This is a genomic window from Bordetella tumulicola, from assembly GCF_965138755.1.
Lineage (GTDB): Bacteria > Pseudomonadota > Gammaproteobacteria > Burkholderiales > Burkholderiaceae_B > Bordetella_A > Bordetella_A tumulicola.
In genome coordinates, this window is record NZ_CBCSFP010000001.1 from 135,410 (window position 1) to 161,361 (window position 25,952).

The 25,952-nt window shown below is 57.4% G+C and carries 27 protein-coding genes; 12 read left to right on the forward strand and 15 right to left on the reverse strand.

Annotation, left to right across the window (positions count from 1 at the left end):
* Positions 1–9 precede the first annotated feature (9 nt).
* Complete coding sequence (locus tag ACNAZS_RS00660) at positions 10–960, forward strand: DctP family TRAP transporter solute-binding subunit (protein ID WP_415786991.1); 951 nt, start codon at positions 10–12, stop codon at positions 958–960.
* 12 nt (positions 961–972) lie between these two features.
* Positions 973–1,965, forward strand: a complete 993-nt coding sequence (locus ACNAZS_RS00665) for a C-terminal binding protein (RefSeq protein ID WP_415785127.1) — start codon at positions 973–975, stop codon at positions 1,963–1,965.
* A gap of 217 nt (positions 1,966–2,182) precedes the next feature.
* Here ACNAZS_RS00665 and ACNAZS_RS00670 read toward each other — a convergent pair whose 3' ends face one another.
* From ACNAZS_RS00670 to ACNAZS_RS00695, 6 genes are all read right to left on the reverse strand, one after another.
* Positions 2,183–2,869 carry an HAD family hydrolase gene (locus ACNAZS_RS00670; protein ID WP_415785129.1) on the reverse strand — a complete coding sequence of 229 codons (687 nt, stop codon included), beginning with the start codon at positions 2,867–2,869 and terminating at the stop codon, positions 2,183–2,185.
* A 189-nt stretch (positions 2,870–3,058) separates the two neighbouring features.
* On the reverse strand, positions 3,059–3,523 hold the full coding sequence (locus tag ACNAZS_RS00675; RefSeq protein WP_415785131.1) for a DUF6644 family protein: 465 nt from the start codon (positions 3,521–3,523) through the stop codon (positions 3,059–3,061).
* On the reverse strand, positions 3,523–3,906 hold the full coding sequence (locus ACNAZS_RS00680; RefSeq protein ID WP_415785133.1) for a DUF6152 family protein: 384 nt from the start codon (positions 3,904–3,906) through the stop codon (positions 3,523–3,525). Before ACNAZS_RS00680 ends, ACNAZS_RS00675 begins: the two co-directional genes overlap by 1 nt.
* A gap of 95 nt (positions 3,907–4,001) precedes the next feature.
* Positions 4,002–5,072, reverse strand: a complete 1,071-nt coding sequence (locus ACNAZS_RS00685) for an RpnC/YadD family protein (RefSeq protein WP_415785135.1) — start codon at positions 5,070–5,072, stop codon at positions 4,002–4,004.
* 205 nt (positions 5,073–5,277) lie between these two features.
* A complete protein-coding gene (locus ACNAZS_RS00690; RefSeq protein WP_415785137.1) occupies positions 5,278–5,913 on the reverse strand; it encodes a Vgb family protein in 636 nt (211 codons plus the stop codon).
* A gap of 80 nt (positions 5,914–5,993) precedes the next feature.
* Complete coding sequence (locus ACNAZS_RS00695) at positions 5,994–7,214, reverse strand: helix-turn-helix domain-containing protein (RefSeq protein WP_415785139.1); 1,221 nt, start codon at positions 7,212–7,214, stop codon at positions 5,994–5,996.
* Positions 7,215–7,337: 123 nt separating this feature from the next.
* Here ACNAZS_RS00695 and ACNAZS_RS00700 point away from each other — a divergent pair, with 123 nt between their 5' ends.
* Entirely contained in the window at positions 7,338–8,195 is an 858-nt protein-coding gene (locus tag ACNAZS_RS00700) for a DUF899 domain-containing protein (RefSeq protein ID WP_415785141.1), read from the forward strand.
* A complete protein-coding gene (locus ACNAZS_RS00705; protein ID WP_415785143.1) occupies positions 8,192–8,467 on the forward strand; it encodes a hypothetical protein in 276 nt (91 codons plus the stop codon). The genes ACNAZS_RS00700 and ACNAZS_RS00705 overlap by 4 nt, the downstream gene beginning before the upstream one ends.
* 26 nt (positions 8,468–8,493) lie before the next feature.
* On the opposite strand, the gene ACNAZS_RS00710 is transcribed toward ACNAZS_RS00705, so the two are convergent.
* Positions 8,494–9,696, reverse strand: a complete 1,203-nt coding sequence (locus tag ACNAZS_RS00710) for a M20 aminoacylase family protein (RefSeq protein WP_415785145.1) — start codon at positions 9,694–9,696, stop codon at positions 8,494–8,496.
* Positions 9,697–9,917: 221 nt separating this feature from the next.
* Between ACNAZS_RS00710 and ACNAZS_RS00715 the strand changes: the two genes are divergently transcribed.
* Positions 9,918–11,039, forward strand: coding sequence for an NADH:flavin oxidoreductase/NADH oxidase (locus ACNAZS_RS00715; RefSeq protein WP_415785147.1), 1,122 nt, complete (start codon positions 9,918–9,920; stop codon positions 11,037–11,039).
* Between the two features lie 80 nt (positions 11,040–11,119).
* Here the strand turns inward: ACNAZS_RS00715 and ACNAZS_RS00720 are convergent, their stop codons facing one another.
* The 4 genes from ACNAZS_RS00720 to ACNAZS_RS00735 are packed head-to-tail and all read right to left on the reverse strand — an operon-like array spanning position 11,120 to position 14,856.
* Entirely contained in the window at positions 11,120–12,136 is a 1,017-nt protein-coding gene (locus ACNAZS_RS00720; RefSeq protein WP_415785149.1) for a Bug family tripartite tricarboxylate transporter substrate binding protein, read from the reverse strand.
* 18 nt (positions 12,137–12,154) lie between these two features.
* Positions 12,155–13,072: a polysaccharide deacetylase family protein gene (locus ACNAZS_RS00725; RefSeq protein WP_415785151.1), complete on the reverse strand. Its 918-nt coding sequence runs from the start codon at positions 13,070–13,072 to the stop codon at positions 12,155–12,157.
* A gap of 18 nt (positions 13,073–13,090) precedes the next feature.
* Complete coding sequence (locus ACNAZS_RS00730; protein ID WP_415785153.1) at positions 13,091–13,831, reverse strand: SDR family NAD(P)-dependent oxidoreductase; 741 nt, start codon at positions 13,829–13,831, stop codon at positions 13,091–13,093.
* Positions 13,828–14,856: a ketopantoate reductase family protein gene (locus tag ACNAZS_RS00735; RefSeq protein WP_415785155.1), complete on the reverse strand. Its 1,029-nt coding sequence runs from the start codon at positions 14,854–14,856 to the stop codon at positions 13,828–13,830. Before ACNAZS_RS00735 ends, ACNAZS_RS00730 begins: the two co-directional genes overlap by 4 nt.
* 141 nt (positions 14,857–14,997) lie before the next feature.
* On the opposite strand from ACNAZS_RS00735, the gene ACNAZS_RS00740 reads away from it, so the two are divergent.
* A complete protein-coding gene (locus ACNAZS_RS00740; RefSeq protein ID WP_415785157.1) occupies positions 14,998–15,918 on the forward strand; it encodes a LysR family transcriptional regulator in 921 nt (306 codons plus the stop codon).
* Between the two features lie 237 nt (positions 15,919–16,155).
* On the opposite strand, the gene ACNAZS_RS00745 is transcribed toward ACNAZS_RS00740, so the two are convergent.
* Both ACNAZS_RS00745 and ACNAZS_RS00750 read right to left on the reverse strand, forming a co-directional pair.
* The gene (locus ACNAZS_RS00745) at positions 16,156–16,452 is read right to left on the reverse strand and encodes a putative quinol monooxygenase (protein ID WP_415785159.1); all 297 of its coding nucleotides are present in this window, start codon (positions 16,450–16,452) and stop codon (positions 16,156–16,158) included.
* Between the two features lie 71 nt (positions 16,453–16,523).
* A complete protein-coding gene (locus ACNAZS_RS00750; RefSeq protein ID WP_415785161.1) occupies positions 16,524–17,177 on the reverse strand; it encodes a hydrolase in 654 nt (217 codons plus the stop codon).
* 368 nt (positions 17,178–17,545) lie between these two features.
* Here ACNAZS_RS00750 and ACNAZS_RS00755 point away from each other — a divergent pair, with 368 nt between their 5' ends.
* Positions 17,546–18,427: a helix-turn-helix domain-containing protein gene (locus ACNAZS_RS00755; RefSeq protein WP_415786993.1), complete on the forward strand. Its 882-nt coding sequence runs from the start codon at positions 17,546–17,548 to the stop codon at positions 18,425–18,427.
* A gap of 36 nt (positions 18,428–18,463) precedes the next feature.
* Here the strand turns inward: ACNAZS_RS00755 and ACNAZS_RS00760 are convergent, their stop codons facing one another.
* Positions 18,464–19,195 (reverse strand): class I SAM-dependent methyltransferase, encoded by a 732-nt coding sequence (locus tag ACNAZS_RS00760; RefSeq protein WP_415785163.1) that lies wholly within the window; start codon positions 19,193–19,195, stop codon positions 18,464–18,466.
* A 260-nt stretch (positions 19,196–19,455) separates the two neighbouring features.
* Here ACNAZS_RS00760 and ACNAZS_RS00765 point away from each other — a divergent pair, with 260 nt between their 5' ends.
* The 5 genes from ACNAZS_RS00765 to ACNAZS_RS00785 all read left to right on the forward strand — a co-directional run bounded on the left by ACNAZS_RS00765 (position 19,456) and on the right by ACNAZS_RS00785 (position 25,602).
* On the forward strand, positions 19,456–19,644 hold the full coding sequence (locus ACNAZS_RS00765; protein WP_415785165.1) for a hypothetical protein: 189 nt from the start codon (positions 19,456–19,458) through the stop codon (positions 19,642–19,644).
* 46 nt (positions 19,645–19,690) lie between these two features.
* On the forward strand, positions 19,691–21,040 hold the full coding sequence (locus ACNAZS_RS00770; protein ID WP_415785167.1) for a citrate/2-methylcitrate synthase: 1,350 nt from the start codon (positions 19,691–19,693) through the stop codon (positions 21,038–21,040).
* 345 nt (positions 21,041–21,385) lie between these two features.
* The gene (locus tag ACNAZS_RS00775) at positions 21,386–22,222 is read left to right on the forward strand and encodes a tripartite tricarboxylate transporter substrate binding protein (protein WP_415785169.1); all 837 of its coding nucleotides are present in this window, start codon (positions 21,386–21,388) and stop codon (positions 22,220–22,222) included.
* Between the two features lie 95 nt (positions 22,223–22,317).
* Positions 22,318–24,099 carry a thiamine pyrophosphate-binding protein gene (locus ACNAZS_RS00780; protein WP_415785171.1) on the forward strand — a complete coding sequence of 594 codons (1,782 nt, stop codon included), beginning with the start codon at positions 22,318–22,320 and terminating at the stop codon, positions 24,097–24,099.
* Between the two features lie 30 nt (positions 24,100–24,129).
* Positions 24,130–25,602 (forward strand): aldehyde dehydrogenase family protein, encoded by a 1,473-nt coding sequence (locus tag ACNAZS_RS00785; protein WP_415785173.1) that lies wholly within the window; start codon positions 24,130–24,132, stop codon positions 25,600–25,602.
* A 70-nt stretch (positions 25,603–25,672) separates the two neighbouring features.
* On the opposite strand, the gene ACNAZS_RS00790 is transcribed toward ACNAZS_RS00785, so the two are convergent.
* Complete coding sequence (locus ACNAZS_RS00790) at positions 25,673–25,936, reverse strand: hypothetical protein (RefSeq protein ID WP_415785175.1); 264 nt, start codon at positions 25,934–25,936, stop codon at positions 25,673–25,675.
* Positions 25,937–25,952: the final 16 nt, after the last annotated feature.

The window sequence follows — 25,952 nt, forward strand, 5'->3', positions numbered from 1 at the left end:
GCGCCGGCGATGGCCGCCCCAAAGGTAATGAAGTACGCGCATTTCCAGCCCGCTCGCGAAGACCAACCCATGCATGCGGCCGCGCTGAAGTTCAAGGCGTGTATGGAGCAAGCCACCAGTGGCTCCGTCACGGTACAAATCTTTCCGGCAGGGCAGTTAGGCAGCGCGACCAACGCGTTAGAGGGACTGAAATTCGGCACTGTCGAAATGGTCGTCTCGCACGACGGGGGCATATCGAGCGTTTATCGTCCGTTCGATGTCTTTGCGATACCGTATTTGTTTCCCGACCATGCGACCGCCTACAAAGTGCTGGACGGCAAATTTGGAAAGGATTTCGCCGATGAGATGCTGAAACAAACCGGGATACGGTTACTGGCCTATGCAGACAATGGCATCCGCCATTTCACCAACAGCAAGCACCCGATCAAGACCCCCGCAGACCTCAAGGGATTAAAAATCCGCGTACAGCCGGCACCTGTCTTTTTGACCATGATAGAGGCATTAGGGGGGAGCGCCTCTGCGATAGATTGGGGCGAACTACCGGCCGCGCTTTCACAGGGTACGGTAGATGGGCAGGAAAACAGCGTCACCAACATCATGGCGGGCAGCCTTTATCAGAGCCAGAAATATGCGACCCTGGACGGACACGTATATAGCCTGCATGCCTATCTGGTCAGCGACACTTTTTACCAGTCGCTGACCGACACCGAGAAAAAGGCAATTGACGATTGCGTGATCCCAGCTCGCGACATACACCGGGATATGACGCGTGCACAGGACCTCTCTGCACAAAAGGTGCTCACAGGCGTTGGCATGGAAGTTTATGTCCCCACTGCTGCAGAAATAGAACAATTCCGCTCGGCTGCTCAGCCCACTGTCGTATCGCAACTCAAAAAGTCCGCGGGCGAAAAATGGGTCGACGGACTGCTACAGGCGGTTAAAGAAGCGAAAGGGCAATAGTTGATGCGTGTCATGAATACCGTCGCGAAGCAGCCTCTATCGACGTCCCCGCGCGTTGTCATCCTGGACGAAGGATATGGTGGGACCGATGTCGAAGCACGTACGCTGGCGTCGTTTGGCGCACAGGTTATCGAGATGCCCTGTAGAGGTTCTGCCGACGTCGTTCGTCGGGCGGTGGTGAACGCGGATGCGGTCTTAGTGCGCGAAAGCCCCGTCGACGCCGTCGCGATAGACGCCATGCCGAATTGTCGTGCCATCGTGCGCTACGGCGTGGGGGTAGACAATATCGATCGCGTTCATGCCGCAGCTTGTGGCGTCTATGTGGCCAACGTGCCAGATTACGGGGTAGAAGAGGTTAGCGACCATGCGCTGGCGTTGCTTTTCGCCGTCGCGCGTCGCATCGTGACGCGCGACAACGCCGTGCGGCAGGGGGCCTGGAACGTAGCGCGCACAGAGCCGATGTATCGCATGCGCGGTGGAACCCTGGGATTGATCGGCTACGGCCGCATTGCCCGCGCCTTGCATCGCAAGGCCCAAGGTCTCGGTTACGGGCGATGCTTGATTTTCGATCCGTATTTGCAGGCAATCCCAGAGGGTGCCGAGCAGGTTGACCTGACGCGTCTAGCGGCCGAGTCAGACGTCGTGTCGGTGCATGCGCCGCTTACGCCCGATACGCACCGCATCGTGGACGCTGAGTTTGTTTCCCGTATGAAGCCGACCGCCATTCTCATCAATACGTCTCGCGGCGGCCTCGTTGATAGCGTGGCATTGGCAAGCGCGTTGCATGACAACCGGATTTTCGGTGCCGGCCTGGACGTTTTTGAACATGAACCTCCAGGCACTGACAATCCGTTCTTTTCTCTCGATAATGTCGTCGTCAGCGACCACACCGGTTGGTATTCGGAGCAATCCGTTGAGGACCTGCGACGCAAAGCCAGCGAGGAAATCGCGCGCGTATTCTCTGGGCAGGCGCCGCTCAATTGGGTGAATCGCTGGGGCGATTAGTGCATTTTTAGTGCCCCCATAGTCCCGCGGAGCGGGCGGGCTGAATCCTGGCCATGCCAGCGACGCAGGGTGCCCAACAGAACCGGTCAGGTTGGCAAGGCTGGTGAACGTCAATCCATTACTTTACATAATACACATTATGCGGTTATTTAAAGTATCAGGCTGCCCCCCTGTGGCCATATGAAATGATCCGCTAATGCGTCGTCATGGCCCGGTATCAAGAACTGAACGTTGCGTCGTGCACGGTTAGCAACTCGGCATAATCATCAAACGCCAAGGCCTGAGGATGCTCGTGCACCAACTCGCCACCATAACCTGCCCGGAACCACACGAACGGCACGCCGGCGTTGTGGGCGCTGATCGCATCCACGTGCGTGTCGCCGACGTACGCGCCCTGCGCGGGGGCCACGCCCATCGCCTCAAAGGCCTTCAGTAATGGCTCGGCGTCAGGCTTGGGCCGGCTGACCGAATCACTGCCCAACACAACCGAAAAATACGGCATCAGGCCTTTTTGCTCCAGTGCCTTTAGCGCCGAGGCGTGCAATTTATTGGTGCAAACGGCCAGTTTCACCCCCCGGGATTGGCAATCCTCTAGGAAGTCCACCACACCAGGATACGGTTGCGAATTGCGGTGAGCCAAGTGCGCATAATGCTTCGCATAGGCCTTTATCACCGCATCCAACACGGACAACGGTACGTTCCGGTCCTGCATGACGGCCACCAGCACGGCGGGAAATGCCCCATGCAGATTGGGCATGCGATAGTCCTCGGGCAATTCGCCGTAGCCACAATCGCGTAGCGCCACACTGACGGATGCGCGAATGTCTTGCATCGTATCGAGCAACGTGCCGTCCAGGTCGAAAGCAATGGCTTTGCAGTCAGCGAGCAGAAAAGGTGCAGTCATGGTCGGGATATTCAGGCAAATGAAAGTTAAACGTGTCGATTGGAACACGTCTACAAGACGAGCGCATTGCACGGGAATAACCCGCAGTGCCAGCGCCCGGTCAGCAGAGGACAGAGCCTCGGCGGCGGGATTCGTATAGGTCACTTTCGATGCCGGAAGCCAGACAGAAAGGCGCACGACCCAGGGGCACTATAAAAAACCGATCCAACGTCCCGCCACGATGGCGCCCAGCCAGAGAAGCAGCGACATCGCCGCGTGCAGCTTGATTCTTGTTGGTGTCGACTCGCCTTGCAAGGCTCTGTTCCACTGGCCCCGACAGTGCAGCCACAGGACATTAACAACGCCTAAGGCCAGCAATCCCAGTTTGGTGAGAAACGCAGGGTTATCCAGGTAGTCCTGAGGGTTCACGGCGAACAGGCACGCCCCCGTTAGCAGCGCCAGTATGAGTCCCACAGCCGCCAGGCGCGACAGATATGGCCCTGCCGCCGCCAGCGGCAAGGCGCGTGCGGCTCCCAGCAAGCGCAAATCCAGCGCCGTGATAGCACCAAAAAGCAGACCAATTGACGCGATGTGTCCTGCGTTGACCAGCAAATAGGCGGTGCCGGAATGCCGCAGCAAACCGGCCAGAGGCCAGCCAGCAATCCAGTCGAGCATTATTTTTTAATGCGGTCCGGATAGATATCGTAGGTTTTGTCACCTACGGTGATTTGCACGGCTTTCATGCGTTTTTCCGCATGGTCCTGGGCGCGGTTACCTGTCGCGGTAATCGTATCGCCCGGTTTGGCGGAAGACTCATCAAATCCGGCACGGCTGGTCTGGTTGGGATTGCCCAGCTCTACCCGCCACAGACCGTCCTGCGTTTCGACATCCAGCCAAGGGTGCGGCGGCGCGACCTGCACTTGCTTAATCGTGCCCTCAAGCTTGATTTGCTCGGCGTCGGCCCATGACCAGCCGTGGTGGGCGACGGCCTGGGGCATGGCAATGAAGACAGAGGCGGCCGCGCACAGAGTGCTGGCTGCGATGATGCGGTGGGACATGACGACACCTTTGACGTTGCGCTTCACTATCCATCAGCTGGCGATGATCGCCACCAGCCAGCATGTGAGTGACTATAGCGCAGCCTCTTCCCGGATCAAACAAACACGTCTTCGACACGCTTGGCATCCAGGATGCGTAATAGCCATTGATTCAACGTGGCCTCGTCTGCCTGCTCCATACGCGCCTTTGCCCAATCAGGAAGCACGCCGAACTTGAGTACTGTCAATTCTGTCAAGGATTTAGCAATGCCTCTGAGTTGGCCCTCCTCTCTGCCCTCCTCTCTGCCCTCCTCTCGCCCCTTCTTTCGTCCTTTGTCTTTCGCGCGCCGCAGCTCCACGCGTTCGACGCTAGTCACATAAGTCATTTCATGTTCCTGTTCAATTTTCTTTAGAGCGGTCGCAAATGCCCGCTCTAAATGCTGGGGTAAAGACATCATCGCGTCGATTACTCGAAATAGCATTCGTCTATTATCGCGCTTGATTCCCCATTGCTCAAAATGCCTGACCAACTCGACTTTGCGGGCCAATCGTTCCTCGGGATGCGTTCTACTGGTCGCCTCCAACTGCGCCATTACCACCACGGCAAACGGGTTACTCGACGCCAAGCCACTCAGTTCAACTATACGCGGACGCCACCATTCCAAATGCATCACGGGAAACTTGAAAGTCAGCCCGCAATCCTCTTCTTCGTATGTATAGGACATCAAATCAGCGCCTAAACAGCCGTAATCCAGGCCGCGACGGCTACGTCCCGTCAGTACTGCTAGATCCAGCAATCGACTGCCAGGATAATTCGCTTTCAGCCGTACGTGATAATCCAGCATACGCATCGCAAAATCAGGGTCGCATTTCGTCTGAATCTCGACGTGAATCAGCAGCAACGCATCCTGGCCATCCTGTAGCCGAACCGCTACCAGCTTGTCAACGAGCAATCGCCCTCGTGCCGAGCTACGGATCAACGCCTGCAGCTCTTTGTCTAGAAATTTCGGTGGATGTGTCCAATCAATCCGTGCGTGCGTCTGGGGGCGCAACATTTGCAAAAACTCGGGAAAGTACACGGCCAATGCGTCTTTCCAAGCGCTGTCATAATCCGAACGCGTTGCCATAAAGAGAATTCGCGAGCCTGTTAAAACGAATCCTCTACTATCGGCATCATCACTTTTCAACGAAAGATGCAGTGAACGCTTATATCCATGCGTGGTTGCCGCAAGGTTGAATCTGCCTTGCAGCGTAGGATCGACGGCCCATAATGCACTGCATCAAACTTCGTATAGTTTGTATCGGCCCGCGAAATCGGCCAAGCAATGCTTTGGCTCTCAATAGCAGCGACAAAGCTTGCTTAGCGTCTATCTGGGTGACTCGGGATGCTGGCTACTCACGCAAACGCACCACACGCAATTTACCGCTAGCGCCGCCACCGCAAAACAACTGGCCATGTCCGTCGGTCTCCAGGCCGGACACACCTGTGCCAACCGGCATCTCTATCGTTTCGAGAGTCTCGCCTGTTTCCGGATCGATGCGTCTCAGGTCACTTTCTTCGCCTTCCCACGTTCCGTGCCAGAGCTGGCCGTGAACCCACGTTACCCCGGTGACGACACGCCTGGATTCAATGGTTCGCAGGATTTTTCCCGTGTCCGGATCAATCTGATAAATTTTCCGATCGCGATATTGGCCGACCCAGAGCGTGCCTTCGGCCCAGGCTAACCCCGAATTGTTGCCCCTGCCCCCCGGTGATGGAATCGTGGCGAGCACATCACCGGTCGCTACGTCGATTTTGTGAATCTGGTCGCCGGTGATCTGAAAGAGATGCTTGCCATCGAATGCCGTCCCCGCGTCTCCTTTGACATCGACCTGACGCAGCATCGTGCCCGTGTCGGGATCGAACGCATTGAGTTTGTCTCCCGAGGCGAACCAGACATGTTGCCCGTCGTAGGTGACCCCATGGACTTCGCCTGCGCCCTCGAAGGGACCGTATTCGCGGATAATTTCTGCGTTGGAATGTTTCATCTGTGGCTCCGGATTCCGCCCGCTCAGGTAACAGCTGCCCCATGAGCCGCGCTGGTTGATTAGATTCTGACCAACATAGTCTACCCATCGTGTAACAAATCGGGGAGTAACAAGGCTGTCGGGAATCCTGGCACGGAGGCAACCGTCCAGCGGCGCGCTCGGCCGTCTCCGTAGGCTTGGACTTTGCCCTCGGCGCGTAGCGGTTCAAGCGCCCGCTGTACGGTGCGCGCGCTCATACCAAGCGCGATCGCCAGGGCCGAGCTCGACCACGCCTCGCCGTCGGCGAGTAGCGCCAAAATGGCGACGTTTCGCTCGTCGACGAGCGGTGCCAAGACCACCACGGCTTGTCCGTCGCGAGGCGCCAGAACAAAGCCTCGTTTGGTCGCGCGTACTTTGGCTACATCACCTAGCGCCACGCGCAAGCGCCCTATTTCCACGCGCAATCGCGCGCGGTGTGATTCATCGCTGTGTTTTGCCCGAAATGCCCGCAGCATTAGGGTTTCTCTGGGTACGTCGCTCGGGGATGCTTCGCCTAGACAGCGCACCAGGGTGAACAAGACTGGACGTTTGGCCAGCCGAACTGTCGTGTCATCGCCGCGTACGAGGCCGCGGCATGCATCGATGACGAGCGCCCCTGATGTCAGGAGTGATTCGACTTCGTCGAGTAAAACGACACGCTCCGCGCCGCAAGTGATCGCGCGTGCGGCGGGCTGGTCCAGAATGCCGGTCGCGCTCTCAACCTCTGCTGTCAGTGCGGGGATATCCGCCCGCCGGGCGGCTTCGGTTGCATGGGCAAACGCCGAACGCGCGGCGGCCGTGTCCAGGCGACGGATGGCGATGCCCGCCATCGTCAACTCGACTGCGGCGCGCAACGCAGGCGCAAGCCGGGTGGGATCCACGCCGGAAAGCGCCTGCGCCGCCTCGTCCACCCGGCCGATCAACAACAGGCGACGGGCAGCGAGATTGCGCGCATGAGCGGCGTTCATGAGGTCGCCATGCATTTCGAGCGTCGCGCACGCGGCGTCTAGCGTCTGGGCGGGCCAGTTCAGGTCGCGCGAGACCAACGCGATCTCGGCCTCGGCGACAACGCAACGCGCGCGGGCGACCTCGTCGGTCTGACCAAATGCCGTCGCGGCGCGCTTGAGCAACACCTTGGCGCGGCTGAGCTCGCCCAGTTGCGCCATGGCGATGCCGCGTAGCGCCAGGGCTGCCGGTTCGTCACGCAGTGCGACGTGCTTGAGCGCATCAAGGACATCGCCTTTGGCTAGGGCTTGCGCCGCCGCCCGGATCAACGCGTCCATTGGATTCCCGTCACATTTGTCACTCCCATGGTGTCAAGGCCTGGTGCGAATATGGTATCCAGCCCTGCCCTGACGGTCGATGATGCAGCGCAGTTTGTCAATAAGCGAACGAGGAATCAAACCATGAATGAGATCACAGCCAATCAGGTCGAAAGCGCCAAAATCAATGCCGGCGACCATCGCATTGTTTCCCGAGAGGAATGGATTGCCGAACGTAAAGCCTTGCTGGCGCACGAAAAAGAACTGACGCGTCTACGCGATCAGCTCGCGGCCGAACGGCGTACCCTGCCCTGGGTCCGTGTCGAGAAGGACTATGTTTTCAATACCAGTAAAGGCCCCCGCCGGCTGATAGAGTTATTTGACGGCCGCCATCAGCTGATTGTCCAACACTTTATGTTCGCGCCCGGGTGGGAGCAAGGCTGCCGGAGTTGTTCCTATATGGCCGACCATAGTGACGGGATGACGGCGCATCTGGCGCAGCGTGATGTGACATTTGTCGCGATTTCGCGTGCGCCGCTGGCGGATATCGAACGTTTTCGTGAACGCATGGGATGGAAATTTAACTGGGTGTCATCCCATGGCAGCCCGTTTAATTACGATTTCGGCGTGAGTTTTTCGCCGGAAGACGTCGCACGAGGAACGCTGCAGTACAACTATGGCGATTGGCCCTATGCGTCCGAGGAATGGCCGGGAATCAGTGCCTTTCTAAAAAGCGACACAGGCGAAGTTTTCCATACGTACTCCTGCTATACCCGCGGCGTGGAGATCATGATGGGCACGTATAACCTGCTGGACATCACACCCAAGGGACGCGATGAACGAGAGGGGGTCGAGAACAAAATGGAGTGGGTGCGGCATCATGATCGCTATCAAATGGAGTCGGCGAAAACGACCCCGTCCAATGGTACGGTCGCGGAGTTGCTCGATACCGTCAAATCGGCGTGTTGCCACGCCGACCTCGCCACTGAAGCGAAACAATGAGCGGGATCAGCCAAGACGAATGGACGAACGCGCGCCGTGCAAAGGGCGTGCGCGAGGCTGCGCTGGGAGCGGTCCGTTGGTTACACCTGGCCGCCGCCCCGATCTTTGCGCTCATGGCGGGGTTGACGTTTGCGCTGGGCGGCGAGGCGCAGCCGATGACGTGTCTGGGTGGCGGCGATGCCTCGCCTATTAGCGGCATGGGTCTGATGTATTTGCTCATGAGCGTATTTCACGCGGCGCCCTGGCTGAAGTTCGTTGCGTACCGTCGGTAAGCCGGACGCCATTGACGCACGACGATCTACGCTTTCTCTGAACACGCCAAATAGGTTTCCACCAAACGGCTCCAATAGGCGGCCCCGATGACCAGATTGTTGTCATTGAAATCGTATTTGGGGTTATGCAGCCCGCGACCGTCAGTGGCGGGACCGTTGCCCAGACGCACGAGCGCGCCGGGGCAACGCTGCAGCATGTAGGCGAAATCCTCGCTGCCCATCAATCGCTTGGTTTCAGCTACGACTTGATCGGCCGGCAGCAGTTCGCGCGCGACCGAGATGGCTAGTTCATTTGCTGCCGCGTCGTTGACCAACACGGGATAGCCTTCGACGTAATCGATGTCGGCGCTGACGCCATGGGCTGCCGCCGTCGATTCGACGATTTCATTAATGCGTTTCTTTAGCAGCACGCGGACTTCTGTGCTGAATGACCGCACGCTAATACCGATCTCGGCAGAGTCCGGGATGACATTGAGCGCCTGCCCCGCCAGCAACCGACCGACGGTAACGACAGCGGCCTCGTCAGGATCGACATTCCGGGACACCACGGTCTGCAGTGCTACGACGATGTGCGCCGCGGCGACCAGCGGGTCGGCAGCCTGATGAGGCCTGGCCGCATGCCCGCCCACGCCTTTCACTTTAATGAACACTCGGTCGCCCGCAGCCATGAACGGCCCTTCGCGAAACAGCATCTGGCCCAGGGGCATGCCAGGGTGATTGTGAATGGCAAAGACATAGTCGCAAGGAAATTTCTCGAACAAGCCGTCGTCCAACATGGCTGTCGCGCCGCTATCAAATCCTCGCTCTTCTGCGGGTTGGAAAATGAGATGTAGGGTGCCGTCAAAGCGGCGGGTCTGCGCCAAATGCCTGGCCGCACCCAACAACATCGTTGTGTGGCCATCATGACCGCAGGCGTGCATCACGCCCTGATGTTGGCTCGCGTAGTCGAGACCGGTTTCCTCCAGGATGGGTAACGCATCCATGTCGGCACGAATACCAATGCTGCGCCGGCCAGCGCCCACCCGCAACGAGCCCACCACGCCGGTCTGCCCGATCCCGGTAGTGACCTCGTATCCCCAGTCCTTTAGCTTGTCTGCCACGAACGACGCCGTTGCTTGCTCGTTAAAGGCAAGCTCCGGATGCTGGTGAATATGATGACGGATCGCGCGCAGATCTTCATCAAACGCGTGCAAGTCGGAAAGTTCGGTTGGATTCGCGGTGTAAGCCATACGTGAGACTCTGTAAAAGGACGCTCGAGGGTAAATCATTCTAGACTGCATTGCGGGGCAAGCGCCGATACGCCCGTCGCTACGCGACTGGCAGCCCTCAAATGCGGTAAAACTTACCTAACATGCAAGTGAATGACGAATTTTGGAAATTGACTGACAGTGCTTCACCCTTGGATCATTCGTAGTACAACTCTACGACTTATTGCCTTCAGGAAGGAACGATGTCCCAAGACCGCCTCAGCAGCGACACCCCCCTACTCTTTCAGCCCATCTCCATCAACCGGCTAACGCTGGCCAATAGAATTACCGTTGCGCCGATGTGTCAATACTCTGCCATCGACGGCTGTGCCGGTGATTGGCATCGCATGCATCTCGGCATGCTCGGCAGCAATGGCGCGGGCCTGGTCATGATCGAGGCCACGGCCGTCACCAAGGACGGTAGGATCAGCCCGGGATGTCTGGGCATTTGGGGCGACGATCAACACCGCGCCCTGACCGCTACGATCGAAGCCACTAGAACCTTTTCGACCGGCGCCCTGGGCATTCAGTTGTCCCATGCGGGGCGCAAGGGTTCTACACAGGCGCCTTTTCATGGCGGCGCGCGGCTATCCGACGCACAAGGCGGTTGGGACACGTTGGCGCCTAGTGCGATCGCTTCCAGACCGTCCGATACGGTGCTGCCTGTCGCGATGACGGCTGACGACATCGCAGACGTGCGAAACGCCTTTGTCCAAGCCGCCCATCGCGCAGTGGCGGCAGGCATTGATCTCATCGAGATCCACATGGCTCACGGATATCTGCTGCATCAGTTCTTATCTCCTCTTGCTAATCAGCGACAGGACAACTACGGCGGGTCGCTGGAAAATCGGATGAGATTTCCGCTGGAAGTCTTTGACGCGGTACGACAAGCGCTTCCAACCGATTTCCCTCTGGGCGTACGCGTGTCGGCCACCGACTGGGTCGACGGTGGTTGGAACGAGGACGAAACAGAGGCCCTGTGCCAGCGACTGCAGTCCATCGGCTGCGACTTCTTTGACATTTCAAGTGGTGGGCTATCTGCTGCACAGAAAATTGCCGTCCGCCCCGGATACCAAGTTCCCTTCGCCGCGCGGATCAAGAAAGCCGTCACCGCACCGGTCATTGTTGTGGGCATGATCACCGAACCAGACCAAGCAGAGCAGATACTTAAAGAAGGCAGCGCCGATATGATCGCGCTCGCACGCCAAATGCTGTTTGAACCCCATTGGGCGTGGCGAGCCGCTCAGGTCTTGAACGGAAAACTGCAGATTCCCCAGCAATACCTGCGTTCACTGCCTGCTTCACCCGACATCGCATTGGCTTAAACCATAGCGTCGACACCGGATCGCAGCCTTGCTCTTGCGATCCGGTTTATCGAAGTCTGGGCTGCGCATACGGCGAATGCTTACGAGACTCTCGTGGCCCCGACCAGCTTTACCAATTCGCCCCACTTTTCATACTCGTTCGCAAAGAAGGTACGCGTCTCTTCGGCCGTCATGGGCGCGTAGGCGGGAACGCCCTCGTTTTCGAGGCGCGCGTTAATGGTCGGATCCTTGAGTGCCGCCTGGATAGCCTCTCGCAACTGTGCCGCGATTTCCGTCGGCAAGCCGCTGGGAGCAACATAGGCATTCCATGTCACGACGCCGAAATCCGTATTCAACAATTCGTCGATCGTCGGGACATCCGGCGCGGCCTTTAGACGTTCCTTGCTGGACACGGCCAGTGCCACAAGACGCCCCGACCTGACTTGCGGCCCAACCACCGACCACGCATCGAAAGCATAGGTCAACTGCTTCCCTACCAGATCCGTCAGGACTTGAGGCCCTTGTTTGTAGGGCACGTGCACAGCTTTGGGTACACCTAGCTTTTGCGCCAGTACGTGGCATGCGATGTGGCTAGATGTCCCCGTGCCACTAGATCCATAGGCTGCGGTGTCAGGATTTTCGCGCAAATGCGCCGCCAACTCGTCAAGCGTCTTGATGCCAGATTCGGCAGTAACGACCAGCACCACCGGGACTTGGATCGTGACCGCCAGCGGCTCGAACGCCGTGCGAGGATCGAAGGGCAAGCTCGAATAAACGTGCGGGTTGATGGCGAACGAGCTCGCCGTGCTGTAGAGCAGCGTGTATCCATCTGGTCTAGCCCGGGCGACCGCAGCAGCCCCGATATTGCCCCCTGCCCCGGCTTTATTCTCAATCACGAGATTGGCGTCAAGCTGCTTGGACAGCGTCGTTCCGATCATCCGCGCAATGATGTCCGTATTACCGCCCGGTGCGAATGGAACAATAATGGACATAGGTTTATTAGGATAAGTAGAGGCGGCTTGCGCACCACGCCAGGGCGCGATTACGCCGGCGCCAACCGCTGACAGCAACGGCACGCTGGCTAATTGCGCACAAAAGGCGCGACGATTTTGGTTCATGGATTCCCCTTTTATTGGTTATTTAGTCACGCTGGGGGCAAAACGCCCCACATGCGCGCTCACATCAAAGAGCCCCGCGTTGATAGACGAGCGGTGATAGTCGGCTATCTGCATGGGCGTCGCCCACCAGACGTCTTTCGCCGCCGAGAGATGGGCAAAGAACTTGTCCAGCAGGCGCAGTCGTTGTGGTCGGCCCGAGATCCAGTCGTGGACCGTAATCATGCAGAGCCCGCCCCATTCTCGTACGCCCTCGAACTCCTCGATCCAGGTTTCCAGGACAGCATTGGGATTTGCAGGGTGCGTCTTGTCGCGAGGGCTATTGGTATAGCGAAAGTACAACGCATCGTCGATCGTCCATGTGACCGGTACCTGCACGAGGCCATTGATCGTGTACGGATGATCGAACCCCATTAACGAACTGTCATAGGCGATTCCTGCGCGCGCCAGGGCAGCCAGGCTTTTCGGTGAATGTTCAAAGGACGGTGCACGATAGCCTCGAATAGCCTCGCCCGTCTGCGCTCGAAACACGTCAATGCTGCGTTGCAGATAGTCATCCAACAGCGCATCGTCTAGCGTGTCTAGCCGCTCGTGAAAATAGCCGTGGTAACCGACCTCATGCCCTGCCGCCAATAACGTGGGAAGCAAATCGGGGTAGGTCGCCGCCACCACGCCGGGTACGTAGAAAGCCCCTTTGATATTCCACTTGTCTAACAATGCCAGAATCCGTGCGACCCCTTGCCTAGGACCGTAGCGACGCTGTTCCAGCTCTCCGAGCGACTCTGCCTGCTGCTGACGCGTGACCCAGAAATACGGCGATTCCGCATCCAGATCGAGCGTAAAGGCGACCGCACTACGCTTGCCCTCCGGCCACTGATAGGTTGGAAAGGAAATGCGACGGTCCTCGTGCATGCTCACGCTGGGCGGTGTGTTGTTCATAGGTTGACTCCTAGAGGATTAGATCTGGGCGCGTCGATTGATGCCGCCGCCGCCGTCCACGGACAGTATCTGGCCCGTTGTAAACGATGCCGCGTCGCCCGCAAGAAACAGCACGGCGTTGCTCAGTTCACCCGGAGCAATCATGCGGCCCAATGGAATCGCCGCAGAGAGCGATTTCAGATGTTCCGGCGGCAGCTCAGGGCTATTCTGACCCTGAGCCAATCCGGGGCGCACGGCGTTGACGCGAATCCCATGTGGTGCCAGCTTCAATGCCAAGATACGAGTCATTTGCTCGAGCGCGGCCTTCGATGGCCCATAGATCGCGCCGTTGGTCCGTGCGACCTCTGCCGACGCTGAGCTGACATTGACCACTGCTCCTGAAATGCCCGCAGCGATCCAGCGTTTGGCCAACGCCTGCGTCAACGCCAAAGGCCCCAGGACATTCACCGCCAGGATGCGATGACACAATTCGGCCGACGCATCCAGAATGTCCACGAACGGGAAGATTCCTGCGTTATTCACCAACACGCGCGGCAACTCCTCGTCTGTCCAGCTCGAGATCAATTGCTGCACAGCGGTTTCATCAGTGACGTCCAGTACCACAGGATGAATACCCGCGTCTGACCGTTCGGATGGCCCACGGTCGACACTCGTGATGACAGCACCCGCGTGCAGAAAAGCGTTCGCCAGCTCTTGGCCGAAGTGACCATTGCCCCCCGTTAACAGGACGTGCTGCCCCTGATAGGAATTCTGTTTCACTGGATACCCTCCATGAGTTCGTCGAGATTGGCGAGACCAAAGTCGCGAGTCCCGGCTTCCATCTCGCGAATCATCGCGATCATGCGCGCGACCGTCGGCGTTTGAATATTGGATGCCTGACCATGAGCGACGATGTCGGTGATCTGGGGATCGACCTCCGTGCGGCGCTTGCGCACTGCCAAGTCACGCCATACGCCGCTACGTGGTTTTCCCACCCAGCGGCGGCAGTGATCCACGATGTGCTGCATCTGTAGGCACGCATCCGCGACGCTCGCCTCTGATGAAAATGCCTCGGGTGCAAATCCATCAAACGGGACAGGCTTTACACCGCTCGCATAGGCCACCCGCACGACCTCTTGGCATAGCGCACGCCACAGCGGCAAATACTTGCGGTTGCCCAACTGCTCGACAATGGTGTCATTCGATAGCGCCGTCGTGAACAACAGCGCGCCGATGGCCACCTTGCTCCACTTATAGCCCAGCAGTTGCGCTGTCCAGCTCGATTCTGGATCGACCAGCCGTACCAGGGACTCCGCCTCACGAGAGCGAGCCGTGTCGCGGCCGTCCAGTTCGCCGACGCGAATACACCCTACCCCACCAAACTGAATCCGCCCGGGGCCAACATAATCCGAGGCGAAATTGACCAATGCGCCCATGGTGCGCTCCGCGCCCACCAGCTTCGCAATGATGGATTCTGTCAGGCCATTCTGCAGCGCCAGCACCCAGCCGTCGCTGCGCAGATGCGGGCGCAACATGGTGACCGCCTGCTCGGTATGCTGGCCTTTGACCGAAAGCAGGATACGTCCGTACTGCCCCTGGATTTCGGTGGGTAAACAAGCGTCCATGCGAGAAAACGCGCTATTGCCGTCTGGGCCGATAATCTCCAACCCATTGGCTCGCACGGTCTGCACGTGCGCCGGCACTACATCTACCAGCAATACAGCTTTACCTGCGTCGGCCAGCTTTGCCGCCACGACACCGCCAATGGCGCCGCCGCCCCAGACAACAATCGGTTCCTCAGTCACTGCGTTACCACTCCTACATTTCAATCGTGCACCGACGGCGCGTCTCAGACCGAAATTTTGGGGCGGACCAACATATAATTCAATTTCTTAATTTGGCCGAATACTTGTGAAAAACGCAAGTAATGACATTGGAATTTCGACATGAATTACCGCGCGTTCGAGGCCCTTCACGCCTTTGTCGAAGGAGGCAGCATCGCGCAAGCCGCCTTGCGTCTAAACCGTACGCAACCTCAGGTCAGTCGACTCCTGAGTCAACTGGAAGAAGACGCAGGCTTTGAAATCTTTACCAAAGTCGGTCGGCGGCTGGAATTAACGGAAGACGGCCAGGCACTTTATCAGCGGGTATACGGGCTACTACGTGCTCAGGATGCCGTGCACGACTTCGCGGAAGACATGCGCCACGGTCGGCGAGATCGTGTGCGTATCATCGCCGCCAACCACATCATTGACGGAATGGCGGCCGAAGCACTAGGGCATTGCCGCCTGCAAACGCCCGATTTTTCAGCCGCGCTGACCGCTCGTATGCCCGCGGAACTGCAGTGGTGGCTGGCTCAGCAGCAATTTGATGTCGCTTTGGTGCAGCTCCCACTTGAACATCCAGCCATCGAGACCGAGCTATTCTGCCAGAGTGAAATCGTAGCCGTGATGCACCCCGATCATCCCTACGCGGGTCGTGCCCAGATCGAGCCGAAAGACGTTCAGAAAGAGTCCTACATCAGTCTAGGCCGTCGCAGCATTCTGGAGCAGCGCTGTTTGGCCTCGTTTGAGGCGACCAATGCCAGCGCCAACAGCGACTTGGAGGTGTCATTCAGCACCACCGCGATCCAATTGGCGGCAATGGGTTGCGGCATTGCGCTCGCAGAGCCCATGGCCGCCCTCGCGCAGCGGCATTTGGACATTGTCATCAAGCCATTCCGTCCGATCACCAAACTGCATTACGGTATGGTGTTTCCCAAAGGAAAGCGCCGCAGCCCTGCCACTGAACAATTTGTGCAAGCGCTGCGACGCTGCGCGGATCAAAAGGCGAAAGAGATGCAAGAGGTGCTGGCGACCGCCTCGTGAATCTGCATCCTGTTGCCCCATTACCTGTACTCGGGCAGGCCTATTCCCCTACGCAGCTTCGGTTCAGGGACGATTTTTGTTCTAGCACTGGTCGGCATTGTGGCGCTGTGCAGCACCCTCTATTTTGTTTATTGAATCTACCGCATACAGGGTGAATTGGGATCGCCTGTTGTGTAAATCGCTGCTTTCACGATGGTGTCTTCGTTCGATGCACGCGTGTCGATGGGGTCAATGGGATCACACGACGCGTTTCAACAGATGCGCGAACTCCGCTTTCTCGACGTTGTTCATGCCATTGGCATGGAAGTACTGGACGTGCGGACTATGCTCGTGATGTCGGGTGCGCGTCTCGAGGGACGACCATTCCTCCACAAACACGAATCGTCCAGGTTCGTCCTGGTCCCCGAGCAGCTCATAGCGGATACTGCCCTCCTCCCTACGCGACGCCTCGGCGACCACGGATAGATCGCGGCGTAGCTCGTCCTCTTTGCCAGCCTTGGCCTTGAGGCTCACGACAATGAATAGTTCGCTCATTCGTGTTTTCTCTTTGTAGGATTGGTGGCGGCGATATTCACAATCGCCGCCACCATCATCATCATCGGAAATCAGCCTTTCGCTGACCTTTTTGCCGCTTCATTGGCTTTCTCGGGGTTGAAGCCGTCGGCGCTCTCAAAGACGTCCATGAAACCGGGGACAGTCGCCTCTCGTGCCCAGTCGCGTTGGAGCTCGCAGTACATCTGAACGCGACTGATGAGCTTGCCCCCGGCCTGCTCGATTCGGCGCAGCGCGGCCTCGTGTGCGGCGGACGACGTGCCGCCAACCGCATCCACTGGCACATAGACCTCAAAACCCTCTTGGATCGCGTCCAACGCGGGGAACGTCAGGCATGCTTCGGTCCAGAGCGCGGTCATGATGAGTTTGCGTCGCCCGATCGCCTTGACCGCTTCCTTGAACTCGGTGTCCTCCCAACTGTTGATCGAGGTGCGGTCATAGGTCGGCAAGTGGCCGAGCACGTCTTGCAACTCTTGGATCGGCGGCTTGTTGCGACCGGTCGCCACGTTGACTGTCGAATGGATAATCGGCAGGTTGTAGTTGAGGGCCGCTTTGGCAACGCCCGTGATGTTGAACACCAACTCATCACGCGGCATCGAGCGGATCGATGACACTTGGATCGGCTGGTAGTCGATAACGATGAGTGCCGAATTCTCGGGCGTCAGAAGCTGGTCTGTCTGGGGATTGCGGATCGTTTCGCTTGTCATAATGCTCTGCTGTGATGAGTAAATGGGATTGCATTCCCAGAAAAAACGTCTGTGAAGCGGCGTTTGGAGCGCGGTATTGTGCGGTTTCCTGCGTGATGAGGTAGAGCCATCTCGTGTTGAACTGTGTCGCAAAAAGAGCAACGCGGAATCAACGTCGAACACGCTACCCGTCCCCATGGAAGCTACCGACCGAGCAGGTAATATGATGTATTCACAGTCAGTCAGAAACAATGGCTGAGCGCGCCATCCCTATGACTGAAAGCGCCATCATCGGTCGAGCTTCTATGCCTAGCGACGAAACAGCCCCTATTTTTCGTTGGAATACGGATGAAATTCCGATTCACCATCGTTTCGATCAATATGTCGAGATGGTGAGAAAGAACCTCATCTGCGTGACAACCTATTGTGATGATCCACGCGATTTCATAACCGACATGCAAATGACCCAGTTGGGCCGTTTGCGTATCGCATCGATCGGTGGTTCAGCCAAACAGTCAGCCCGGACATCGCAAAACATCAAGGCCAGTGGCGACAGGGCTTTTCATCTGGTGTCGGGACGCACGGGCTGGGACTTTCAGTGCAAGGAGCAGCGGATCAAGCTCAATAGCACAGATCTTGTTCTCATCGATACCGAGCTTGAATATGCGTCGCAATTGCCCGATGCATTTCGCAACCACACGATTTCAATTCCTCCCGATGTCGTCCGGAAATGGTTGCCGGACCCAGACCGAGCCGTGGGAATGAGACTAGAGGGCGACAACGGCTGGGGACGGGTTCTGTCCGCCTACGTTGATCAATTGATTCATCTCGATGAGGCTCAACTGCCCTTGCCTGTCGCTGTCCTCGAAGATCACCTCGGCGCGCTTATTACGTTGGCGGTCCCTGGTGGCGCTGAAGACAGCGTGATAAAAAAGTCGACACACGAGGACTTGCGTAACAGAATCGTCGAATCGCTACGCCAACGCTGCACGGAACCGGGTCTGACGGCGGCACAAGTCGCCGCCGACGCCAGAATCTCCCCGCGTACATTGCACAGGGTATTATCGGCGGGCAAGGAAACCTTCGGTACCCTGCTGATCGCAGCCAGAAGCGATGTCGCGTATCGACTGCTGCTCTCGCCACAGTTCGACGCATTCATCATCGCTGACATCGGATTCCGTGCGGGCTTTGCCGATGAGTCGCATTTCAGCAGGACAATGCGCGCGCGCTATGGGTATCCTCCCGCGCAATTGCGACGCATGCGATCATAAATTTGCTGTTTTCCCGTCGCCTTGGTACCGAGTGATCTACCCCCGCCCTTCGCCCAACCGTTGAGGCGACATCGCAGACATAACCAACCACCGGCCATGAAGAGATTGAGCACTTGCCGCCTGGCGCCAATAGATCGCCTCGGCGGTGTTTGCCGCATTCGCGGCGCGTCGACGGCAGTACATCCGGCCGGGCCAAGCCAACACATGTTCCAACGCGTGCTTGGGCTTGGGTTCATCGACATCGTGGAGGGTTATGTTTTCGAACCCATAACGCTGCAGCAGCAGATGCAATTGCGGGAACGAAAATGGGAAATAAGTGATGTAGTCACCGCGCTGCTTCCCGATCATTGGGCTAAAGCCGGAATGGAACCCCCTGAGCAGGAACTGCCCACGTGAGCGCGAAAACCAGGTATTGGGCGTGGTGATAATCAGCTTTCCCCCTGGGTTCAAGACATCACGAAAACCCTTGATCAATAGGCCAGGATTCGTCACCAAATGAATGGCCTCGCCGCAGACGACGGCATCGTATTTTTTCCCCAAATCCGGAAGAGGCTCGTCAAGATCATGTTCCTTGACCGACTGATAAATGGGAACGTCTTCGGGGAATTCCCATAGGCCGACACCGTCCAAATGAACCTCGGGCTTTACGCTTTGAAGCGCATGCCCGAGCCATCCATGGCCGCAAGGCGCGTCAAGAATGCTGCTGACACCGCTTTCGGCCAGTATTGCGAGCACAACGGAATGGTACGGCTTCGTTTTAGGGGACATCTAATCAGCTTCGCATTGATGAATGAATTCAACGTGAATTCTGGCCTTTCCTCTCTGTCATAAGCGTGACAATGTCCTGACAAAAGTGACAGCAATGCAAAAACTGTTGCCTTCTTGTATTCAGCGTCCCTCAGCCCTGCGGGACCGATCCCGATCGCTTTGACGTTTCTTGAACGGAAGGCTCATTCATCGCTATAGCGTGCCTACTGAGGTAGACTTAAAAAGTCAAGCGAAAGGTATGCAATTGGGTTTTACACGGTATGTTGTCCGTGCCCGACTGGACCGTTCACAACGACGCGTCCTATGACGACTATGGTTATGAGCTGATGGTGCAGGACCAACCGCTAAATATCTTCATGGAGTCACTTTCGTGGACAGAAAGCCTGCATCATCCTATCGAAGTGCCAGGCAAGCAGGACGGCCTAACCACCAAACGCAAGGTCGCCTGAGCCTTCAAGGCAAGACAACGCCTGGTCGGTTAGGCCTCGTACCGCAATGACCACGATCTCCTTCTCATCGGTTCCCCCTCTGCCGGAACGGGGCGAGGACGCATCGGCCAATGCTGGTTATGCGTCAATCGCAACACAGGAGAAGGATCTGCCTTCGCTTGGCGATTATATCGGGGCCGCAGAAGCGATGGCCGTGCTAAAAGTAAGGCCACAGACCTTGTACGCGTACGTAAGCCGTGGTTGGATTTGCAGTGTGGCGCAACCTGGCCAAAAAGAAAAGCTCTACCGCCGAATCGACGTTGACCGCCTCAGGAAGCGTTCGCAAGCCAGATCAGGTCATGGCGCAGTTGCGGCCTCGGCAATGGATTGGGGCGAGCCAATACTCGCCACTTCCATCACCGAGATCACTCCCCAAGGGCCGCGATACCGAGGCAGATTGGCCGCAGATCTTGTGAATTCCGGCGAGTCATTTGAAGCCGTCGCCGAATTGCTTTGGACTGGCCAGTTGCCCCCTGAACCTCCCCGTTGGTCCGTGCGCCGGCAAGAAACTGCCCTGTTAGCGCTGACTCAGGCCATGTCTACTTCGAATCCTCGAAGCAATGTTTTGGAGGTCTTTGCCATTGTCGTGTTGATGCTGGGGCTGAATCAGGGATCGACCGAACAGCGCCTAGCTCGGAACAGCACCTTGTCTGCGGCCCGGGAGATTATTCAGGCGATGGTGTCTTGCTGCGGATTTATAGGACCCACTCAATGCTATCGACCGATGCAACGTGGCGAAACAATCCTGGAGGCGCTTACGCGATCGTTGGGAATGGTCGCAACCGCGGAGAACATTGACGCGCTGCGCGCCCTATTGATCCTCCTCGCCGATCACGAATTGCCTCCCGGAACCCTTAGTGCCCGTATCGTAGCGTCCGCGGGAGGTTCATTACAAAGCTGCCTGGCGTCTGCATTCTGCGCAACATCCGGGATTGAGGTAGGACGTATGTACGAGCGTGTCCAGGACTTCCTCGGACATTGGAAATCGCGCGCCGCACTCATGCGACGTGCGCATGAGCGGCTGTCACAGGGCTTGGATGTACCGGGCTTTCATCATCCCTTGTATCCGGATGGAGATCCTCGAGCCGCGCAGTTGCTCGACATGGTGCGCGGTCGTCGTACCCAGACGCGAGAATCACGCGCAATATTCGGCTTTCTTGATGAAATGCGAACGCGTTTAGGTCAGCATCCCAGGCAGGAGCTTGCACTAGTGATGTTGACACGTGCGATCGAACTCCCTGCCCAAGCCGCTCCAGCTCTGTTTGCCTTGGCTCGTTTAGCAGGCTGGGTCGCGCACGTGCGCGAGCAACACGCCAACGGATCCCTCCTGCGTCCGAGAGCTAAGTTCGTGCCCTAAGCCCGGTCCCTAAAGGGCCTGCGTGTTTGCAAGCTCATAAATCGCCCTGCCAGAACACACTTTCTCCCGCAATTGAGGGTCAATTCCCATTGCGTACCGATCGTTGCTAGCTGACCTCACATTGATTCAATGATCAAGATTGAAGGAGTTTGGCGTTCTCAATAGGATGCACTCTCAGCCTATAAAACAACGGAGACAAGGATGAGACATCAACGCCGCACCCTGTTGGGCGCAATATGCGCAGCCGCAGCTGCAGCCAGCTTTTCGCCCTTAGTTCGAGCCGATAGCTTCCCAAGCAAACCCATACGGATCATCGTGCCACTTCCGCCTGGAGGTTCCAACGATGTGCTCGCACGAGTTCTTGGGCAGAAGATGTCGGAGACTTTTGGCCAGCCCGTCATCGTTGAGAACAAGCCTGGTGCTGCAGGCAATATCGCCACAGACTATTTGGTGAAATCGGAAGCTGACGGTTACACCATTGCGATTGCACCCAATCAGACGGTATCGGTCAATCCGGTGCTGTATCCCACACTCCCGTTCGACGTCTTAAAAGATATTCAAGGGATATCGATGCTCGGTCGCGTTCCTATGGTCCTACTCGTATCTCCAAACATCAAAGCCGCGTCCGTCAGCGAACTTATCGCGCTGGCCAAGGCAAGCACCGAGGAGCTGTCGTATGCCTCTGCAGGATCGGGCAGCCCTCAGCATATGGCCGCCGAGGTTTTTAAATCGATGACGGATGTCAATTTGATGCATGTTCCGTACCGGGGTACGGCGCCTGCGATGGTTGATGTGCTGGCCGGCACCGTTGACATGATGTTTTGCCCATTGAATTCCGCGTTGCCCCATATCCGCAGCGGGAAATTGCGTGCCCTAGGGGCTAGCGGCCAGAGCCGCATCCCCTTGTTGCCCGATGTCCCCACCGTTGGAGAAACGGTCAAGGGTTTTGAAAGCGATATCTGGATAGGCATGGTGGCACCGGCCGGAACGCCGCCGGCAGTTGTGAACAAGCTCAACGCCGAATTGCGACGCGCACTGGATCTGCCGGATGTAAGGGAGACGCTGGCGGAGCAAGGTATCTTCGCCGAAAGCAGTACCGCCGACGAGTTCAACAGCCTAATCGCGAGCGACCAGAAGCGCTGGGCAGCCGTGATCCAAAAGGCTCACATTAAGCCCGACTAAAGCGTTATGCGCTTTGACGTATCGCTGTCGCCTCTCGTCACCTCGCCGCGATTCGATCTTTCGTTTCTTAATCCGCCCTTACTGCTGGAGCGTTAATGACCGTACCCTCTCCCACCTCCGTGCGTCGCGATATTCCTACCCCTTTCGTACCAGACCAGACCATATGGTGCAGCGACGCCATCGCTGACATTTTGCGCGCGATGGATATGCCGTACGTTCTGCTCAATCCCGGCGCCAGCTTTCGCGGCTTGCATGACAGCATCGTCAATCATTTGGGCAACGACAAGCCCCAGATGATTGTGGTACTGCATGAAGAGCATGCTGTCGCAATCGCTCACGGCTATGCCAAGGTGACGGGCAAGCCCCTGGCCGCTATTCTGCACAGTAATGTGGGTTTGATGCATGGTTCGATGGCCATTTTTGATGCTTGGGTTGATCGAGTCCCTGTCATCGTGTTGGGTGCAACCGGGCCTGTCGATGCTGCGAAGCGGCGCCCTTGGATTGATTGGATTCACACCGCTCAGGATCAGGCGGCTTTGGTACGCCATTTCATCAAATGGGACGCACAACCCACGTCCATCGGCGCGACACAAGAGGCGATGCTGCGCGCTAAGCAGATTGCGACTACCGCACCACAGGGGCCGGTTTACATCTGCTTTGACGCGGCCCTGCAGGAATCAAAGTTGCAGACAGTCCCACCCCTGCCCGACCCATCTCGTTACTTGGCCCCACCCCCTGCACGGCCTGCCGACGACATCATTCGGCAGGCGGCAGAGATGTTATCGGCTGCACGACGGCCTGTCATCCTTGCTGGCCGTGTCAACAGAGACGAGGCAGGTTGGCAACAGCGAATTAAGTTGGCTGAAACGCTGAACGCCGAAGTCTTGACTGACCTGAAAGTTGGCTGCGCATTCCCCACCGACCATCCTCTGCACGCCGCACCTAGTGGACATTTTCTGAATGCCCGCGCGCAGGAAGTACTTCATCGTGCGGACGTAGTGCTGAGTCTGGACTGGCTGGATCTGGCGGGAACGCTCAAGCAAGCCTGGGGCAATGACATCGTCACCAGCAAGATCATCCAAGTATCAGTCGATCATTACAGCCATAACGGTTGGAGTATGGATCACCAGGGGCTTCCACCTGTCGATGTCTTCCTGTTAAGCGAACCTGAGGCAGCGGTCGAACTCCTGAACCAACATGTCAAATCGCGACCGTCGTCGGTGCCTATTCAGGCTCCTGTTCGGCCGAAGGTGATGCCACTTGGAGCATTGACCGTACCGATGTTGGCATCTGTCCTACGAGACGCTATTGGAGATCAAAAGACCTGCTTAATGCGCCTTCCGTTGAGTTGGAGCGGTGACATGTGGGACTTTCGCCATCCACTGGACTTCCTGGGTTACGACGGCGGTGGGGGAATCGGCTCTGGACCAGGCATGTCGATTGGGTCTGCGTTAGCGTTGAAAGGCTCCGACCGGCTACCTGTCGCTGTCATCGGCGATGGCGACTACATGATGGGTGTCAATGCACTTTGGACAGCGGCAAATGCGCACATTCCGATGCTCATGGTGGTATGCAACAACCGCTCGTTCTTCAACGACGAGATTCATCAGGAGCGAATGGCGCGCCAACGCAATCGCCCTGTCGAGAATCGCTGGATTGGGCAGCGTATCGCCGATCCAGAGCCTGACCTCGCCTCAATGGCGCGAGCTCAAGGGCTCACGGCGTTTGGCCCCATTGACGACGCAGAAATACTGGCGAAGCTTCTGCCTCAGGCCATTGAGGCCGTTAAGACTGGTGCGACAGTCGTAATAGATGCTGTCGTGCAAACAGGCTACGGCCCGGCCATGACGGCAGGACTAACGCGCTCCGACGACTAGTCGCCCCCTTTCTCCACACAGGTACCTGGAATGCGAACCAAAGATATCCCCGATGGCATCCTGCCCAAGCAGCGAGAGCTCTACTATGGTGGCGCCTGGCATGCTCCCATATCGGGAGCGTACGCCGACACGATTAATCCCGCTTACAACGAAGTCATCACCCAGGCGCCGGTCGCCGTTGCCGCGGACGTCGACGCAGCGGTGCGGGCTGCGCACTTGGCATTTCCCGGGTGGGCCTCCATCCCGCCTGCCGAGCGTGCGCGCTACCTGCGAAGAGCCGCAGCCGTGCTGCGTGATCACGCCATGCCTTTGGCTCAACTGGATGCATTGAATAATGGCAATCCCGTCTCTGCGCTGATCCAAGATGCTGGATTCGCGGCCGATTGCCTTGAGTATTTCGCCGGCCTTGCCGCTGAGATAAAGGGCGAAACCATCCCCATGGGTGACGGCAACCTCAATTACACAACCCAAGCGCCGCTTGGTGTCGTCGCCCGTATCGTCGCGTACAACCATCCGTTTATGTTTGCTGCCGCTCGGCTTGCCGCACCTCTTGCCGCGGGTAACACCATCGTCGTGAAGGCGCCGGACCAGGCTCCGCTATCGATTCTGCGGCTGGCTGAACTCGTGGGGGAAATATTTCCCCCGGGTGTGGTCAATTTCCTATGTGGTGGGCGCGAATGTGGCGATGCGATGGGTAAGCATCCTTTGGTTCGCAAAGTGACTTTGATTGGCGGTGTGCCAACCGGTAAAGCCGTCATGAGAACCGCCGCGGAGCACCTGAAACCGGTATTGCTTGAGCTTGGTGGAAAAAATGCATTGATCGCCTATCCAGATGCGAACCTGGATTGCCTTGTGGATGGCATTATCGGAGGTATGAACTTCACCTGGTCAGGGCAAAGCTGCGGATCGACAAGTCGAGTTTTTTTGCACGAGTCGATTCACGATCAAGTATTGGACAGCGTCATCCGGCTTCTTCCGGAGCGCCATAAGCCTGGCATTCCTACTGACCCGAAGACGACCATGGGATCCCTTGTGAGTCTAGCGCAGTTGCAGAAGGTAGAGCATTACGTGAAGGTCGGACACGAAGACGGCGGACGATTGGTCTGCGGAGGTAAGCGTCCGGTCGATCCTGTCTTAAAAGATGGATTTTTCTACGAAGCCACGATTTTCGCGGATATGCACCCGGAGATGCGCCTGGCGCGTGAAGAGGTTTTCGGACCCATTATGTCGGTGTTCAAATGGACGGATGAGAACGTCCTATTCGATCAGGTAAATAGTGTTGAGTTCGGCCTTACCGGCTCGATCTGGACGCAAAATCTGAACATCGCTCATCGAGCGGCCAAACGCATGCAGGCCGGCTATGTCTGGATCAACAATGCGAGTCAGCATTTCATGGGGGCACCATTTGGCGGCGTGAAACAATCGGGAATGGGTCGCGAAGAGTGCTTTGCGGAGCTACTCGAGTTCACTGCTACGAAGAATGTGAACATCAAACTAGGATGACGTAAGGCATTTCTCTTTAGAGGGTGTAGGGTGTTTCACCCGCCGTCGCAGCAATGCTCCCGTGTCTCACTCAGGTAGTCGGGTAGTGTGTGTCAATCAATGTGCGCAAGGCTTCGTCGCGGATTGAAAACACGTCGAATAATCCAATGGCGCGTAATCCTGGCAGCAGAGCGCGCATATCGCGCTCCGCGCGCTGCCGCTGCTCGCTCGTTGCCGTCTGATCGCACCAGATGGTGGCGTTCGCCAGGAAAGCGCCCACGCTGCCTTTGCGGATAACGACGCCATCGCGTTCGACGTGGTTTTGACTGTCGTTCAGAATGTCTTCGGCACGCATAAAAAAGCTCCTTGTC

What these genes read in the sequence shown, in the direction of transcription:
- ACNAZS_RS00680 (WP_415785133.1), bottom strand. Translation starts at nt 3,906, where the DNA reads ATGTCCCACCGCATCATCGCAGCCAGCACTCTGTGCGCGGCCGCCTCT.
- ACNAZS_RS00700 (WP_415785141.1), top strand. Translation starts at nt 7,338, where the DNA reads ATGAATGAGATCACAGCCAATCAGGTCGAAAGCGCCAAAATCAATGCC.
- ACNAZS_RS00725 (WP_415785151.1), bottom strand. Translation starts at nt 13,072, where the DNA reads ATGAACAACACACCGCCCAGCGTGAGCATGCACGAGGACCGTCGCATT.
- ACNAZS_RS00755 (WP_415786993.1), top strand. Translation starts at nt 17,546, where the DNA reads ATGGTGAGAAAGAACCTCATCTGCGTGACAACCTATTGTGATGATCCA.
- ACNAZS_RS00780 (WP_415785171.1), top strand. Translation starts at nt 22,318, where the DNA reads ATGACCGTACCCTCTCCCACCTCCGTGCGTCGCGATATTCCTACCCCT.
- ACNAZS_RS00770 (WP_415785167.1), top strand. Translation starts at nt 19,691, where the DNA reads ATGACCACGATCTCCTTCTCATCGGTTCCCCCTCTGCCGGAACGGGGC.
- ACNAZS_RS00705 (WP_415785143.1), top strand. Translation starts at nt 8,192, where the DNA reads ATGAGCGGGATCAGCCAAGACGAATGGACGAACGCGCGCCGTGCAAAG.
- ACNAZS_RS00745 (WP_415785159.1), bottom strand. Translation starts at nt 16,452, where the DNA reads ATGAGCGAACTATTCATTGTCGTGAGCCTCAAGGCCAAGGCTGGCAAA.
- ACNAZS_RS00720 (WP_415785149.1), bottom strand. Translation starts at nt 12,136, where the DNA reads ATGAACCAAAATCGTCGCGCCTTTTGTGCGCAATTAGCCAGCGTGCCG.
- ACNAZS_RS00785 (WP_415785173.1), top strand. Translation starts at nt 24,130, where the DNA reads ATGCGAACCAAAGATATCCCCGATGGCATCCTGCCCAAGCAGCGAGAG.
- ACNAZS_RS00750 (WP_415785161.1), bottom strand. Translation starts at nt 17,177, where the DNA reads ATGACAAGCGAAACGATCCGCAATCCCCAGACAGACCAGCTTCTGACG.
- ACNAZS_RS00765 (WP_415785165.1), top strand. Translation starts at nt 19,456, where the DNA reads ATGTTGTCCGTGCCCGACTGGACCGTTCACAACGACGCGTCCTATGAC.
- ACNAZS_RS00690 (WP_415785137.1), bottom strand. Translation starts at nt 5,913, where the DNA reads ATGAAACATTCCAACGCAGAAATTATCCGCGAATACGGTCCCTTCGAG.
- ACNAZS_RS00665 (WP_415785127.1), top strand. Translation starts at nt 973, where the DNA reads ATGAATACCGTCGCGAAGCAGCCTCTATCGACGTCCCCGCGCGTTGTC.
- ACNAZS_RS00675 (WP_415785131.1), bottom strand. Translation starts at nt 3,523, where the DNA reads ATGCTCGACTGGATTGCTGGCTGGCCTCTGGCCGGTTTGCTGCGGCAT.
- ACNAZS_RS00715 (WP_415785147.1), top strand. Translation starts at nt 9,918, where the DNA reads ATGTCCCAAGACCGCCTCAGCAGCGACACCCCCCTACTCTTTCAGCCC.
- ACNAZS_RS00660 (WP_415786991.1), top strand. Translation starts at nt 10, where the DNA reads ATGGCCGCCCCAAAGGTAATGAAGTACGCGCATTTCCAGCCCGCTCGC.
- ACNAZS_RS00695 (WP_415785139.1), bottom strand. Translation starts at nt 7,214, where the DNA reads ATGGACGCGTTGATCCGGGCGGCGGCGCAAGCCCTAGCCAAAGGCGAT.
- ACNAZS_RS00670 (WP_415785129.1), bottom strand. Translation starts at nt 2,869, where the DNA reads ATGACTGCACCTTTTCTGCTCGCTGACTGCAAAGCCATTGCTTTCGAC.
- ACNAZS_RS00790 (WP_415785175.1), bottom strand. Translation starts at nt 25,936, where the DNA reads ATGCGTGCCGAAGACATTCTGAACGACAGTCAAAACCACGTCGAACGC.
- ACNAZS_RS00760 (WP_415785163.1), bottom strand. Translation starts at nt 19,195, where the DNA reads ATGTCCCCTAAAACGAAGCCGTACCATTCCGTTGTGCTCGCAATACTG.
- ACNAZS_RS00710 (WP_415785145.1), bottom strand. Translation starts at nt 9,696, where the DNA reads ATGGCTTACACCGCGAATCCAACCGAACTTTCCGACTTGCACGCGTTT.
- ACNAZS_RS00740 (WP_415785157.1), top strand. Translation starts at nt 14,998, where the DNA reads ATGAATTACCGCGCGTTCGAGGCCCTTCACGCCTTTGTCGAAGGAGGC.